This window comes from Streptomyces sp. URMC 124, from assembly GCF_051386455.1.
Classification (GTDB): Bacteria; Actinomycetota; Actinomycetes; order Streptomycetales; family Streptomycetaceae; genus Streptomyces.
In genome coordinates, this window is the sequence record NZ_JBPQTS010000049.1 from 1 (window position 1) to 14,344 (window position 14,344).

The window sequence follows — 14,344 nt, forward strand, 5'->3', positions numbered from 1 at the left end:
CCGTGCTCGCCGTGGGGACCTGGCTGGACGCCCAGCCGCAGCTCGCGCGGCGGATCCTCGACGGCGGTCACGAGCTGGGCAACCACACGATGCGCCACCTCGACATCTGTGCGATGCCCGCGGCCGCGGCCTCCGCGGAGATCACGCAGTGCGCGGAGCGGCTGCGGCGGCTGACGGGCGGGATCGGCCGCTGGTTCCGGCCCTCGCGGGCGCGGCGCGCCACCGAGCAGGTGGTCCGGCTGGCCCGGCAGGCCGGCTATCCGCACGTTCTCTCCTACGACGTGGACTCCTTGGACTTCACCGATCCCGGGCCGGAGGCGGTCCGGCGCACCGTGCTGGGCGCGGTGCGGCCCGGGTCGGTGGTGAGCCTGCACTTCGGGCACGCGGGCACGGTGGCCGCGCTGCCCGCGATCCTCGACGGCCTGCACCGCCGCGGTCTGCGCGCGGTGACGACAACGGAGCTGCTGACCTGATGAACCAGTTCTCCTCGTTCTCGAGCTCTCTGAGGCGGCCGCGTCTGCGCGGGACGCACCGTGTGCACCGTGCCGTGCTGTTCGCCGCCGCCTGTGCCCTGCTGGCCTCCGGCTGCGGTGGGGATTCCGGTACGGAGGCCGCCGACCGTGCGCCGCACAAGGACAGCGGGCAGCAGCAGGAGCAGCAGGAGCGGCGGGGTGCCGCGCCGGCGGCGGGCCTGCCGGGGATGCCGCCGCTGCTGGATCCGCACGACCTGTACGCGGCGGACCGGCCCAATCAGCTGTCGCCGGTGGTGAAGGACTTCCCGTCGCGGGTGTACGTGCCCAACACGGAGTCGAACACGGTGAGCGTGATCGATCCGAAGACGTACAAGGTGATCGAGACGATCCCGGTGGGGAACCAGCCGCAGCACGTGGTGCCGTCGTGGGACATGAAGACGCTGTGGGTGAACAACGACCGTGGTCACACGCTGACGGCGATCGATCCGGCGACGGGGAAGAAGGGGCGGACGGTAGACGTCCACGATCCGTACAACCTCTATTTCACGCCGGACGGCAAGTACGCGGTGGTGATGGCGTCGATGGACCGGGAGCTGGTGTTCCGGGACGCCCAGACGATGAAGCGGAAGAAGACGGAGCCGGTCTCGTGCAAGGGGGTGAACCACGCGGACTTCTCGCCGGACGGGAGGTACTTCATCGTCTCGTGCGAGTTCTCGGGGGAGCTGCTGAAGGTCGACACGGCGAAGATGAAGGTGATCGGCCAGCAGAAGCTGCCGTTCGAGGGGGCGATGCCGCAGGACGTGAAGATCTCTTCGGACGGCAGGACCTGGTACGTCGCGGACATGATGGCGGACGGGGTGTGGGTGCTGGACGGTGACAAGTTCACCGAGCCGTGGCTGATGCCGACGGGCAAGGGCGCGCACGGGTTGTACGTGAGCCGGGACTCGAAGTCGATGTACATCTCCAACCGGGGCGAGGGTTCGATCTCGGTGCTGGATCTGCCGAGCCGCAAGCTGGTGAAGAAGTGGGAGCTGCCGGAGGGCGGGAGTCCGGACATGGGCGGGGTGTCGGCGGACGGCAATGTGCTGTGGCTGTCGGGGCGTTACGACTCGGAGGTGTACGCCATCGACACCCGGGACGGGCATCAGATCGCCAAGATCCCGGTGGGGGCGGGGCCGCACGGTCTCGCGGTGTATCCGCAGCCGGGCCGGTATTCGCTGGGCCACACCGGGATCTTCCGCTGAGGTGCGGCGGGTGACGCAGGTGTGAGACCGGGCGCCGGGGCTGTTGCCTGCCCCGGCGCCCGGTCAGGCGTTGTAGACGTCCGCCGCGCCCGGCTTGGCGTCCTGGACGGCGCCGCTGAGGGACATGGCGCGGCTGTTGAAGCGGTCGGTGTTGACGCCGTGTTCCTTGAGGACGCGCAGGGCGGCCTCGTGGACGACGCGCAGCACGGGGGTGGTGGCGCGCAGGGCGTCGTCGGCCATGAAGCGGTGGCGCCAGGGCTTGTCGGCCCAGGCGTGGCGGAGGCCGAAGGGCTCGGGCAGGACGAGCTTGCCGCCCCAGTACTCCAGGAGGGGCGGGTACCAGGTGAGGGGTGCGCGGGCGGCGAGGCGGACGATCTCGCGGGGCGGGAGGATGGAGAGCGTCCTCGTCCTGGTCTCCCAGAACTTGATGGTCTTGGGGGTGGTCTTGGTGCGGGCGGAGGGCTTGCCCATGAAGATGCCGTTGACCGGGCCGAGGGCGTGGCCGGTGACCTCGATGCGCAGCGTCTTGTGCAGGACGGTGACGGTGATGAGGAGGGTGATGACGAGCTGGCCGTCCCAGAGGACGAACTGGACGCCGAGGTAGTGCCGGCTGCCGGCGCCGAACTGCTGCTCGTTGCAGATCTTCTGGAGCTCGGCGCCCCTTATCTGGAAGCCGTCGGTGCCTTCGGGGCGGGAGACGGCGCCGGCGCCCTCGCCGACGTCGGAGACGACCCAGTGCTCGACGGAGGGGGTGGGGAAGCCGCCGGTGTGCAGGGGGCTGCGCTCCAGGAGGTGGAGCTGGTCGTGGATGGCGCGGACGACGTCCCAGCTGCGGAAGGGGTTGATCTCCTTGCCGGGTTCGAGCGGGACGAGCTCTTCGGCGAGGTGCCAGCTGCCCCAGCGGGTGCCCATGCCGAGTATGCCCTTGGTGCCGGCGTAGAAGGCGACGTTGCTCTGCTGTTCGGCGGCGAGGCGCTCCAGGGACTGGCGGAGCCGTTCGGCGGCGGTCTCGCCGGGGTTCTTGGGGACGGCTTCGGGGATCTTGGCGCCGACGCCTCCGCCGGAGAGCAGGCCGGTCCAGCGGTCGCGGAGGTCCTTGGCGGTGCGCTCGCAGACGGTCTTGGCCCAGAAGCCGCCGATGAGCGGGGCGATGAGCATGGCGCGCAGGTAGAAGGCCCAGAAGCCCTGGAAGGGCAGCTTCACCAGGAGGATGGCGGCGAGGATGCCGAGGGCGACGAGGAGGGCGGTGCCGAGGGCGCCGGCGCGCTTGTTCTGGGCGCCGGCGATGGTGCGGCGGAGCTGGAAGACGCCGAGCCACAGCAGGACGCCGGGGAGGAAGAGCAGGCCGCAGACGCCCATGATGAGGGTGAGTTTGGCGTCGCGCTGCTTGCGGATGCGGTTGGCGGCGAGGCAGTGCTCGACGACGGGCTGCGGGTCGAGGCCGAAGGACTGGATGAGGGGTTTGCGGCCGCCGCCGAGCACGCGCAGCTGGACGGCGCGGGCGAAGGCCTCGCCGAGGTTGGGTTCGAAGAGCGATATGCGCGGCGGCTTGACTTCGGACTTGGCCCAGTCGGAATTGGCCTTGAGGAGCTGGTCGACCGGTCCGTCGCGGTAGGCGGCGGAGGCGAGCGCCTGTGTCGCCGCGGTCTGTCCCGAGGAGCCCGAGAGCGGGATCTGCGCCCCGGGGCTGAAGTCGAACGGGTCCCCTGCTGCCACTGCTGCCCCCAATGCCGCGCATGTCCGGTGCTGCGGCCTTCGACGGATGCCGACGACCGCCCGCGTCATACGTGTTGGTCCGCGGCTCAAGCGTATCGGCGCGGGGTGCCGGCTGTCGCAGAGATCGTGAAGGCCGCCCGCCCCGGATGGTGCGAGGCGGGCGGATTGCGCCCGTTACCCTCCGGATCCGGCCGATTCCCGTAGCCGCTCGGCGACCTGAGGGGGCATCGGTTCGTGGCGGGCGTAGGAGCGGGTGAAGCGGCCGGTGCCGTGTGACAGGGAGCGCAGGTCGACGGCGTAGCGGCCGATCTCGATCTCGGGCACCTCGGCGCGCACCAGGGTGCGGCCCGCGCCGGACTGCTCGGTTCCGATGACGCGGCCGCGCCGCCCGGACAGGTCGCTCATCACGGGGCCGACGTAGTCGTCGGAGACCAGGACCTCGATCTCGGCGACGGGCTCCAGGAGGTGGATCTTCGCCTCGGCCGCGGCTTCTCGCAGGGCGAGGGCGCCGGCGGTCTGGAAGGCGGCGTCGGAGGAGTCCACCGAGTGCGCCTTGCCGTCGAGGAGGGTGACCCGGATGTCGACCAGGGGATAGCCGGCGGCGACGCCGCGGGCGGCCTGGGCGCGGACGCCCTTCTCCACGGAGGGGATGAACTGGCGGGGGACGGCGCCGCCGACGACCTTGTCGACGAATTCGATGCCGGAGCCGCCGGGCAGCGGTTCGACCTCGATCTCGCAGATGGCGTACTGGCCGTGGCCTCCGGACTGTTTGACGTGCCGGCCGCGGCCGGCCGCCTTGGTGCCGAAGGTCTCGCGGAGCGACACCTTGTGGGGGACGACGTCGACCTGCACGCCGTAGCGGGAGCGCAGGCGTTCCAGGGCGACGTCGCGGTGGGCTTCGCCCAGGCACCAGAGGACCACCTGGTGGGTGTGCGGGTTCTGCTCCAGGCGCATGGTGGGGTCTTCGGCGACGAGGCGGGCCAGGCCCTGGGAGAGCTTGTCCTCGTCGGGCTTGCTGTGTGCCTGGATCGCGACGGGCAGGAGCGGGTCGGGCATCTGCCAGGGCTCCATGAGCAGGGGGTCGCCCTTGGCGGAGAGCGTGTCGCCGGTCTCGGCGCGGCTGAGCTTGGCGACGCAGGCGATGTCCCCGGCGATGGCCTGGGGGAGGGGGCGCTGCTGTTTGCCGAAGGGCGAGGAGAGGGCGCCGATGCGTTCGTCGACGTCGTGGCTCTCGTGGCCGCGGTCCTCCAGGCCGTGGCCGGAGACGTGGACGGTCTCGTCGGGGCGCAGGGTGCCGGAGAAGACGCGGACGAGGGAGATCCTGCCGACGTAGGGGTCGGAGGAGGTCTTGATCACTTCGGCGGCGAGCGGGCCCGCGGGGTCGCAGGTCACGGGCGCGTGGGGGCGGCCGTCGGGGGTGGTGACGACCGGGACCTCGCGTTCGAGGGGGGTGGGGAAGCCGCCGGTGATGAGCTCCAGGAGCTCGACGGTGCCCAGGCCCGCCTTGGCGCCCTCGGTGGCGGGGGCCGCGGCGAGGACGGGGTGGAAGGTGCCGCGTGCGACGGCGCGCTCCAGGTCCTCGACGAGGGTCTTGACGTCGATCTCCTCGCCGCCGAGGTAGCGGTCCATGAGGGTCTCGTCCTCGCTCTCGGCGATGATGCCCTCGATGAGCCGGTTGCGGGCCTCCTCGATGAGGGGCAGGTGCTCGGGGCCGGGTGCGGCCTCGGTCCGCTCGCCGGAGGAGTAGTCGAAGACGCGCTGGGAGAGCAGGCCGATGAGGCCGGCGACGGGGCGGTGCCCGTCGGGGCCCTCGGGTCCGTGCAGCGGCAGGTAGAGCGGGAGCACGCCGTCAGGGGAGTCCCCGCCGAAGGCCGCGCGGCAGGTCTGCGTCATTTCCTCGAAGTCGGAGCGGGCCGACTCCAGATGGGTGATGACGATGGCGCGGGGCATGCCGACGGCCGCGCACTCCTCCCAGACCATGCGGGTGGCGCCGTTGATGTTCTCGGCGCCCTCGGCGGCCGAGACGACGAAGAGGGCCGCGTCCGCCGCGCGCAGACCGGCCCTGAGTTCCCCGACGAAGTCGGCGTAGCCGGGGGTGTCCAGTAGGTTGATCTTGATGCCGGCCCATTCGACGGGGGCCAGCGACAGCTGGACCGAGCGCTGCTGGCGGTGCTCGATCTCGTCGTAGTCCGACAGCGTGCCGCCGTCCTCGACGCGGCCGGCCCGGTTGACCGCGCCCGTGGTCAGCGCGAGGGCCTCCACCAGCGTGGTCTTTCCTGAGCCGCTGTGGCCGACCAGCACCACATTGCGTACGTGGCTCGGCCGGTCGGCCGATACTGCTCTGCCCGCGGCCCCTGGGTACGTGCCCGTCTTTTCGCCCATGTGTCCCGCCTCCCGGTCGACACCTGCGGTACATCGAGCTTTCCACTGCGGTAACGCTGCGTCCATACGTCGCACACGGAGGCGCATCCGTACGCCCCGCGAGGGGCGGGCCCGCAAGCGGTGGGGGCGGCGGTGCGCCTGCTGCGAGCGGTGCGTGCGCGGCTGCCCGGGGGCGCCTGGCTACGATGGGCCAGCCGGTGGCCTCCTGACCACGCGGCCCGATACGACACCCCTTCGGGAAGGCCATGCTGAACAAGTACGCGCGTGCGTTCTTCACGCGTGTTCTCACGCCGTTCGCCGCCCTGCTCATCCGCCTCGGCGTCAGCCCCGACGCGGTGACCCTCATCGGTACCGGTGGCGTGGTGGCGGGCGCACTGGTCTTCTACCCCCAGGGGGAGTTCTTCTGGGGCACGGTCGTCATCACCCTGTTCGTCTTCTCGGACCTGGTGGACGGCAACATGGCCCGCCAGCTGGGCCGCTCCAGCCGCTGGGGGGCCTTCCTGGACTCCACGCTCGACCGGGTCGCCGATTCGGCGATCTTCGGCGGGCTCGCCCTGTGGTACGCGGGCGGCGGTGACGACAACGTGCTGTGCGCGGTGTCGATCTTCTGTCTCGCCAGCGGCCAGGTCGTCTCGTACACCAAGGCGCGCGGTGAGAGCATCGGCCTGCCGGTGAACGTGAACGGCCTGGTGGAACGTGCCGAGCGGCTGGTCATCTCGCTGGTGGCGTGCGGTTTCGCGGGCCTGCACAAGTTCGGCGTGCCGGGCATCCAGTACCTGCTGCCGGTGGCGCTGTGGATCGTGGCCGTGGGCAGCATGGTCACCCTGATCCAGCGGGTGGTGACGGTGCGCCGTGAGTCCGCCGAGGCGGAGGCGGAGGCGGAGGCGGCGGCCGGGGCGTCCGCGGCGCAGGGCGGTGGCAACGGGTGAAGGAGCAGCTGACCGACGCGCTGTACGGGCTCGGCTGGGCCGCGGTCAAGAAGCTGCCGGAGCCGGTGGCCGTCCGGCTGGGGCAGCAGATCGCCGACGCGGCGTGGCGGCGGCGCGGCAAGGGGGTGCTGCGGCTGGAGGCCAATCTGGCGCGCGTGCTGCCGGAGGCGTCCCCGGAGCGTCTGGCGCGGCTGTCCCGGGCGGGCATGCGCTCGTACATGCGCTACTGGATGGAGTCCTTCCGGCTGCCGGCGTGGAGCGAGGAGCGCATCCGCACGGCCTTCGCCCCGCAGGACCTGCACCACCTGGAGGAGGGCCTGGCGAGCGGGCGCGGCGTGGTGATCGCGCTGCCCCACATGGGCAACTACGACCTCGCCGGGGCGTGGGTGACCACGCGCCTGGGGGTGCCCTTCACCACCGTGGCCGAGCGGCTGAAGCCGGAGACGCTCTACGACCGCTTCGTGGCCTACCGCGAGGGGCTGGGCATGGAGGTACTGCCCCACGCGGGCGGCAGCGCCTTCGGCACGCTGGCGCGCCGGCTGCGCGCCGGGGGCCTGGTGTGCCTGGTGGCCGACCGTGACCTGTCCTCCTCGGGGATAGAGGTGACGTTCTTCGGCGAGGCCGCGAAGATGCCGGCCGGGCCCGCGATGCTGGCCGTGCAGACCGGGGCGCTGCTGATCCCGGTGACGCTCTGGTACGACCGCTCGCCGGTGATGCAGGGGCGCGTGCACGCCCCGATCGAGGTGCCAGGGGAGGGCACGCGCGCGGAGAAGGCCTCGGTGATGACGCAGCGCCTGGCCGACGCGTTCGCCTCCGGCATCGCCGAGCACCCGCAGGACTGGCACATGCTCCAGCGCCTGTGGCTCGCCGACCTCGACCCGCGCCCGGACCGGCCCTCCGGGGCGGCGGACGCGGCGGCCGGCGGGCCGGCCCGGGAGCCGCGGGACCCGCAGGGCACGCCGGACGAGGGCGCGGGCAGGGCCGAGAGCGACCGGAGGGCCGAGGCGTGAGGATCGGGATCGTCTGTCCGTATTCGTGGGACGTGCCCGGCGGCGTGCAGTTCCACATCCGCGACCTGGCCGAGCACCTCATCCGGCTGGGCCACGAGGTGTCGGTGCTGGCACCGGCGGACGACGAGACGCCTCTGCCGCCCTTCGTGGTCTCGGCGGGACGGGCCGTCCCGGTCCCGTACAACGGCTCCGTGGCCCGGCTGAACTTCGGCTTCCTGTCGGCCGCACGGGTGCGGCGCTGGCTGCACGACGGCGACTTCGACGTCATCCACATCCACGAGCCCACCTCCCCGTCCCTGGGTCTGCTGACCTGCTGGGCCGCGCAGGGCCCGATCGTGGCGACCTTCCACACCTCCAATCCGCGCTCCCGCGCGATGATCGCGGCCTATCCGATCCTCCAGCCCGCCCTGGAGAAGATCAGCGCCCGCATCGCGGTGAGCGAGTACGCCCGCAGGACGCTGGTCGAGCACCTCGGCGGCGACGCCGTGGTCATCCCCAACGGGGTCGACGTGGACTTCTTCGCCCGCGCCGAGCCGAAGCAGGAGTGGCAGGGCGGGACGATCGGCTTCATCGGCCGCATCGACGAGCCGCGCAAGGGCCTGCCGGTGCTGATGCGCGCCCTGCCGAAGATCTTCGCCGAGTGCCCCGGCGCCCGGCTGCTGGTCGCCGGCCGGGGCGACGAGGAGGAGGCCGTGGCGGGCCTGCCCCGGGAGATGCGCGAGCGCGTCGAGTTCCTCGGCATGGTCAGCGACGAGGACAAGGCGCGGCTGCTGCGCAGCGTCGACGTCTACGTCGCCCCCAATACGGGCGGGGAGTCCTTCGGCATCATCCTGGTCGAGGCGATGTCGGCGGGCGCTCCCGTCCTCGCCAGCGACCTGGACGCCTTCGCCCAGGTCCTCGACCAGGGCTCGGCCGGGGAGCTGTTCGCCAACGAGGACGCCGGTGCGCTCGCCGCCGCGGCCGTGCGGCTGCTGGGCGACCAGGAGCTGAGGACCGGCCTGAGCGAGCGCGGCAGCGCCCACGTGCGCCGCTTCGACTGGTCCCGCGTGGGCGCCGACATCCTGGCCGTCTACGAGACGGTCACCGCCGGCGCGGCCTCGGTCGCCGCCGACGAACGCACGGGCCTGCGCGCCCGCTTCGGCCTGGCGCGCGACTAGCCTTCCGGCGGATCACCCCGCGGGCGCCGGGACCGCAGCACCCGCCGTCCCGAACAGGGATATCCCGTGGCGGGCGCGGAAGCGGCGGCTGCGCCGTACGGTGATCGCGATCACCAGGCCCAGCAGGGCGAAGGACTGGATCCGGCCGATCACCGGGACCGCGTCGACCGGCAGGGTCAGCGCCGCCACCGTGCTCAGTGCCGCGTCGAGCAACTGCGCCCCGCCCCACAGCAGGGTGAGGCTCCGCAGCGCCTGCCGGTAGGCGGGTATGTCCCGCCAGGCGTGCTCGGCCTCCGCCTCGCCGCCGCCGCGGCGCAGATGCGCGCCGAAATGGAAGGCGAAGGGACGGGCGAGCAGCAGGGTGCCCGCGATCCACAGGCCCAGCACGGCCGGTATCGCGGCGTCCTTCAGCAGCAGCACCCGCGGATCCCCGCTGATCAGCGAGGTGGCCGCCGAGACGGCCAGCAGGGCGACGACGAGCAGGTCGAAGAGGGCGAGGTGCCGCCGGCGGACGGCCGTCACGATCGCGTGCGCAGCCGGTATCGCTCCGCTGATCAACAGGGCCTGCCATTGTGCGACCCCCTGCGCCCGCAGCACGTAATACAGCGCGAGCGGCAGCGCGATCGTGACGGCCATCGGGACGAGCAGCGCTCGCCGGGTCCGGGGTGTCATCTGTGATGTCAGCTGCGGTGTCATGGGGCTTCCTCCCCGGTCCTTCGCCGGTCCGCTGGTCTGCCGGTCGGTCTGCCGGTCTGCGGTCGGTCGGTCTGCCGGTGTGCCGGCTGGTCCGGCCGGTCCTCGGCGTGCTGCGACTTCGGTGTCCTGCAACGACGCTAGGCGCCGGCCGGGTGGAGAAGGATCGGAGCGGGGGTGGAGATCTGCAGGCCCTTCCCCGCCTGTCTCCACCCGTCTCCACCCGCAGGTGGAGCGTGCGCAGCCGCGCACGCCCGGGCAGGACGGCGGCCCCCGCCACGAGCGGTAACGTGGCCCGGCGTGACCACACTGATCTGGATCGTCGTCGCCCTGGTCGTCATCGGCGTCTACCTGAGCTGGACCGCGGGCCGGCTGGATCGCCTGCACAGCCGCATCGACGCCGCCCGCGCCGCGCTGGACGCCCAGCTCCTGCGCCGCGCGTCGGTCGCCCAGGAGCTGGGCACGGCCGGAGTCCTCGACCCGGCCGCCTCGATCGTGCTCTACCAGGCCGCGCACGCGGCACGGCAGGCCGAGGAGGAGCAGCGCGAGGTCGCCGAGAGCGAGCTGAGCCAGGCCCTGCGGGCGGTCTTCGCGGAGGTGCCGCAGGTCGAGGTCGTCCGGGAGGCCCCCGGCGGCGAGGAGTCCCTGACCGAGCTGTCCGAAGCGGTCCGGCGGGTGCCGATGGCCCGCCGCTTCCACAACGACGCGGTCCGCGCCGCCCGCGCCGTACGCAAGCACCGCGTGGTGCGCTGGTTCCGGCTCGCGGGCCACGCGCCCTTCCCGATGGCCTTCGAAATGGACGACGAACCGCCCGCCGTCCTGGAGGCCCGGGCGAGCCACTGACCCACCCGGACAAGCCACCGGCCTCGGATTGGCTCTTTTTCCGGGGAAAGCCGGATCGGTTGTATGAGGGGCGCAGCATCACCGCCCTTGATAGTGAGGTCACAACGTGTCCAGCACGGTCCCCAGCACGTCCACCACCCCCGAGACCGGTACCGCCCGCGTCAAGCGCGGCATGGCCGAGCAGCTCAAGGGCGGCGTGATCATGGACGTCGTCAACGCCGAGCAGGCGAAGATCGCCGAGGACGCGGGCGCGGTCGCGGTCATGGCCCTCGAGCGGGTGCCGGCCGACATCCGCAAGGACGGCGGCGTGGCCCGGATGTCCGACCCCAACATGATCGAGGAGATCATCGGGGCCGTCTCCATCCCGGTCATGGCCAAGTCCCGCATCGGCCACTTCGTCGAGGCCCAGGTCCTGCAGTCCCTCGGCGTCGACTACATCGACGAGTCCGAGGTCCTCACCCCGGCCGACGAGATCAACCACTCCGACAAGTGGGCCTTCACCACCCCCTTCGTCTGCGGTGCCACCAACCTGGGCGAGGCCCTGCGCCGCATCGCCGAGGGCGCGGCCATGATCCGCTCCAAGGGCGAGGCCGGCACCGGCAACGTCGTGGAGGCCGTGCGCCACCTGCGCCAGATCAAGAACGAGATCGCCAAGCTGCGCGGCTTCGACAACAACGAGCTGTTCGCCGCCGCCAAGGAGCTGCGCGCCCCGTACGAGCTCGTCAAGGAGGTCGCCGAGCTCGGCAAGCTGCCGGTCGTCCTCTTCTCCGCCGGTGGCGTGGCCACCCCGGCCGACGCCGCGCTGATGCGCCAGCTCGGCGCCGAGGGCGTCTTCGTCGGCTCCGGCATCTTCAAGTCGGGCGACCCGGCCAAGCGCGCCGCCGCCATCGTGAAGGCCACCACCTTCTACGACGACCCGAAGGTCATCGCGGACGCCTCCCGCAACCTCGGCGAGGCCATGGTCGGCATCAACTGCGACACCCTGCCCGAGGCCGAGCGCTACGCCAACCGCGGCTGGTAACACACCGCTTCACCGGTAGGGCGGCCCGCGCAACACAGCGGCCCGCCTCCTGTCGTCCAGACCCGAGACGGAGAACCCCCGTGTCCACCCCCACCATCGGCGTCCTCGCCCTCCAGGGCGACGTCCGCGAGCACCTCATCGCCCTCGCCGCCGCCGACGCGCTCGCCCGCCCGGTCCGCCGCCCCGAGGAGCTCGCCGAGGTCGACGGCCTGGTGATACCCGGCGGCGAGTCCACCACCATGTCCAAGCTCGCCGTCGTCTTCGGCCTGCTGGAGCCGCTGCGCGAGCGCGTCCGCGCCGGGATGCCCGTCTACGGCACCTGCGCCGGCATGATCATGCTGGCCGACAAGCTGCTGGACGGGCGGGAGGACCAGGAGACGCTCGGCGGCATCGACATGATCGTCCGCCGCAACGCCTTCGGCCGGCAGAACGAGTCCTTCGAGGCGGCCGTCGAGATGGCGGGCATCGAAGGCGGCCCCGTCGAGGGCGTCTTCATCCGCGCCCCCTGGGTCGAGTCCGTCGGCGCCGCGGCCGAGATCGTCGCCACCCACGACGGCCACACCGTCGCGGTGCGCCAGGGCAACGTGCTGGCGACGTCCTTCCACCCGGAGCTCACCGGCGACCACCGGGTCCACGCCTACTTCGTGGACATGGTGCGCGCAGCCCGGTAGCCGGGCCCCGGTAGGATCTCAGTCGTTCGTTCTCAGAATTTGGTTACGCGAAGGAGACAGGCGGATGTCCGGCCACTCTAAATGGGCTACGACGAAGCACAAGAAGGCCGTGATCGACGCCAAGCGCGGCAAGCTCTTCGCGAAGCTCATCAAGAACATCGAGGTCGCGGCCCGCATGGGCGGCGTCGACATCGAGGGCAACCCGACCCTCTACGACGCCATCCAGAAGGCGAAGAAGCAGTCCGTCCCGAACAAGAACATCGACTCCGCGGTCAAGCGCGGCGGTGGCCTTGAGGCCGGCGGCGCCGACTACGAGACGATCATGTACGAGGGCTACGGCCCGAACGGCGTCGCGGTCCTCATCGAGTGCCTCACCGACAACCGCAACCGCGCCGCCTCCGACGTGCGCGTCGCCATGACCCGCAACGGCGGCTCCATGGCCGACCCGGGCTCGGTGTCCTACCTGTTCAACCGCAAGGGCGTCGTGATCGTCCCCAAGGGCGAGCTCACCGAGGACGACGTGCTCGGCGCCGTGCTGGACGCCGGTGCGGAGGAAGTCAACGACCTCGGCGAGTCCTTCGAGGTCCTCAGCGAGGCCACCGACCTCGTCGCGGTCCGCACCGCCCTCCAGAGCGAAGGCATCGACTACGACTCGGCCGAGGCCAACTTCGTCCCCACCATGCAGGTGGAGCTCGACGAAGAGGGCGCCCGCAAGATCTTCAAGCTGATCGACGCGCTCGAGGACAGCGACGACGTCCAGAACGTCTTCGCCAACTTCGACGTCTCGGACGAGGTCATGGCGAAGGTCGACGCGTAAGGCTTCCGACTGCGGTCGGCCGACGGGCCGGCGGGACACGGTCCCGTCGGCCCGTCGCGTTGTCAGTGGCAGCGGATAGCCTGAGGCAGACGTTGAAGATCGCTGCCACGGGCCGGCACCACCACTTGAGGAACCCCAAGGGTGAGCAGCCAGTCCGCGAGAGCGGCGGCGGTTCAGCCGCAAGGAGGGGTGGGGCGCATGCGGGTGCTGGGTGTGGACCCGGGGCTGACGCGCTGCGGCGTCGGCGTGGTGGAGGGCACGGCGGGCCGCCCGCTGCGCATGGTCGGCGTGGGCGTCGTGCGCACCCCCGCCGAGGCCGACACCGCCGACCGCCTGGTCCTCATAGAGCGCGGCATCGAGCAGTGGCTCGACGAGCACCGGCCCGGATTCGTCGCAGTGGAGCGCGTCTTCAGCCAGCACAACGTCCGCACGGTCATGGGCACCGCCCAGGCCAGCGCCGTCGCCATGCTGTGCGCCGCCCGCCGCGGCCTGCCCGTCGCCCTGCACACCCCCAGCGAGGTCAAGGCCGCCGTCACCGGCTCCGGCCGGGCGGACAAGGCCCAGGTCGGTGCCATGGTCACCCGCCTCCTGAGGCTCGACGCACCGCCGAAGCCGGCCGACGCCGCAGACGCCCTGGCCCTGGCCATCTGCCACATCTGGCGCGCCCCGGCGGCCGGCCGCCTGCAGCAGCTCGCCGCCGCCCAGCGCGGCACCACCGCACCCCTCCGCCTCCCGAAGGGCACCCGATGATCGCCTTCGTCTCCGGCCCCGTCGCCGCCCTCGCCCCCGACACCGCGGTCGTCGAGGTCGGCGGCATCGGCATGGCCGTCCAGTGCACGCCCGGCACCCTCGCGAGCCTGCGCATCGGCCAGCAGGCGCGCCTCGCCACCTCCCTCGTCGTCCGCGAGGACTCCCTGACGCTCTACGGCTTCGCCGACGACGACGAGCGCCAGACCTTCGAACTCCTGCAGACCGCGAGCGGGGTGGGGCCCCGGCTCGCCCAGGCCATGCTGGCCGTGCACAGCCCCGACGCCCTGCGGCGCGCCTTCGCCTCCGGTGACGAGAAGGCCCTGACCGCCGTGCCCGGCATCGGCAAGAAGGGTGCGCAGAAGCTGCTGCTGGAGCTGAAGGACCGGCTCGGCAAGCCGGTCGGCTCGGCCGCGCCGGCCGCGGCGCCCGCGGCCCCGGGGTGGCGCGATCAGCTGCATGCCGCGCTCGTCGGGCTGGGGTATGCCACGCGCGAGGCCGACGAGGCCGTGGCCTCGGTGGAGCCCAAGGCCGAAGCGGTGCTCGCCGAGGGCGGCACGCCGCAGGTCGGCCAGCTGCTCCGGGCCGCGCTGCAGACGCTGAACCGGGCGCGGTGAGCCCGCTCCGCCCCGCGGAACGCC

General features: G+C 72.1%; 14 protein-coding genes. 11 read left to right on the plus strand and 3 right to left on the minus strand.

Annotation, left to right across the window (positions count from 1 at the left end):
- Nucleotides 1-473 (plus strand): polysaccharide deacetylase family protein (locus ACSNOG_RS13200; RefSeq protein ID WP_436752814.1); only part of this gene is annotated, 473 nt, incomplete at its 5' end.
- Complete coding sequence (locus ACSNOG_RS13205) at nucleotides 473-1,717, plus strand: hypothetical protein (protein WP_436752815.1); 1,245 nt, start codon at nucleotides 473-475, stop codon at nucleotides 1,715-1,717. The genes ACSNOG_RS13200 and ACSNOG_RS13205, both read left to right, overlap by 1 nt.
- A gap of 63 nt (nucleotides 1,718-1,780) precedes the next feature.
- Here the strand turns inward: ACSNOG_RS13205 and ACSNOG_RS13210 are convergent, their stop codons facing one another.
- Both ACSNOG_RS13210 and ACSNOG_RS13215 read right to left on the minus strand, forming a co-directional pair.
- A complete protein-coding gene (locus ACSNOG_RS13210; protein WP_436752816.1) occupies nucleotides 1,781-3,502 on the minus strand; it encodes a hypothetical protein in 1,722 nt (573 codons plus the stop codon).
- A gap of 105 nt (nucleotides 3,503-3,607) precedes the next feature.
- The gene (locus ACSNOG_RS13215; protein WP_436752817.1) at nucleotides 3,608-5,815 is read right to left on the minus strand and encodes an elongation factor G-like protein EF-G2; all 2,208 of its coding nucleotides are present in this window, start codon (nucleotides 5,813-5,815) and stop codon (nucleotides 3,608-3,610) included.
- Nucleotides 5,816-6,060: 245 nt separating this feature from the next.
- Between ACSNOG_RS13215 and pgsA the strand changes: the two genes are divergently transcribed.
- The 3 genes from pgsA to ACSNOG_RS13230 are packed head-to-tail and all read left to right on the plus strand — an operon-like array spanning nucleotide 6,061 to nucleotide 8,911.
- A complete protein-coding gene (gene pgsA / locus ACSNOG_RS13220) occupies nucleotides 6,061-6,744 on the plus strand; it encodes a phosphatidylinositol phosphate synthase (protein WP_436752818.1) in 684 nt (227 codons plus the stop codon).
- Nucleotides 6,741-7,754: a phosphatidylinositol mannoside acyltransferase gene (locus ACSNOG_RS13225; protein WP_436752819.1), complete on the plus strand. Its 1,014-nt coding sequence runs from the start codon at nucleotides 6,741-6,743 to the stop codon at nucleotides 7,752-7,754. The genes pgsA and ACSNOG_RS13225 overlap by 4 nt, the downstream gene beginning before the upstream one ends.
- Entirely contained in the window at nucleotides 7,751-8,911 is a 1,161-nt protein-coding gene (locus ACSNOG_RS13230; RefSeq protein ID WP_436752820.1) for a glycosyltransferase family 4 protein, read from the plus strand. The genes ACSNOG_RS13225 and ACSNOG_RS13230 overlap by 4 nt, the downstream gene beginning before the upstream one ends.
- Before the next feature lie 12 nt (nucleotides 8,912-8,923).
- On the opposite strand, the gene ACSNOG_RS13235 is transcribed toward ACSNOG_RS13230, so the two are convergent.
- Nucleotides 8,924-9,607: a VC0807 family protein gene (locus tag ACSNOG_RS13235; RefSeq protein WP_436752821.1), complete on the minus strand. Its 684-nt coding sequence runs from the start codon at nucleotides 9,605-9,607 to the stop codon at nucleotides 8,924-8,926.
- A 297-nt stretch (nucleotides 9,608-9,904) separates the two neighbouring features.
- On the opposite strand from ACSNOG_RS13235, the gene ACSNOG_RS13240 reads away from it, so the two are divergent.
- The 6 genes from ACSNOG_RS13240 to ruvA all read left to right on the plus strand — a co-directional run bounded on the left by ACSNOG_RS13240 (nucleotide 9,905) and on the right by ruvA (nucleotide 14,320).
- On the plus strand, nucleotides 9,905-10,447 hold the full coding sequence (locus tag ACSNOG_RS13240) for a hypothetical protein (RefSeq protein ID WP_436752822.1): 543 nt from the start codon (nucleotides 9,905-9,907) through the stop codon (nucleotides 10,445-10,447).
- A gap of 106 nt (nucleotides 10,448-10,553) precedes the next feature.
- A complete protein-coding gene (gene pdxS / locus ACSNOG_RS13245; RefSeq protein ID WP_106675732.1) occupies nucleotides 10,554-11,468 on the plus strand; it encodes a pyridoxal 5'-phosphate synthase lyase subunit PdxS in 915 nt (304 codons plus the stop codon).
- Between the two features lie 80 nt (nucleotides 11,469-11,548).
- Nucleotides 11,549-12,139 (plus strand): pyridoxal 5'-phosphate synthase glutaminase subunit PdxT, encoded by a 591-nt coding sequence (gene pdxT, locus ACSNOG_RS13250; protein ID WP_436752823.1) that lies wholly within the window; start codon nucleotides 11,549-11,551, stop codon nucleotides 12,137-12,139.
- 64 nt (nucleotides 12,140-12,203) lie between these two features.
- Complete coding sequence (locus tag ACSNOG_RS13255; protein ID WP_436752824.1) at nucleotides 12,204-12,956, plus strand: YebC/PmpR family DNA-binding transcriptional regulator; 753 nt, start codon at nucleotides 12,204-12,206, stop codon at nucleotides 12,954-12,956.
- Nucleotides 12,957-13,154: 198 nt separating this feature from the next.
- Nucleotides 13,155-13,706 carry a crossover junction endodeoxyribonuclease RuvC gene (gene ruvC, locus ACSNOG_RS13260; protein WP_436752825.1) on the plus strand — a complete coding sequence of 184 codons (552 nt, stop codon included), beginning with the start codon at nucleotides 13,155-13,157 and terminating at the stop codon, nucleotides 13,704-13,706.
- Complete coding sequence (ruvA, locus tag ACSNOG_RS13265) at nucleotides 13,703-14,320, plus strand: Holliday junction branch migration protein RuvA (protein ID WP_436752826.1); 618 nt, start codon at nucleotides 13,703-13,705, stop codon at nucleotides 14,318-14,320. Before ruvC ends, ruvA begins: the two co-directional genes overlap by 4 nt.
- Nucleotides 14,321-14,344: the final 24 nt, after the last annotated feature.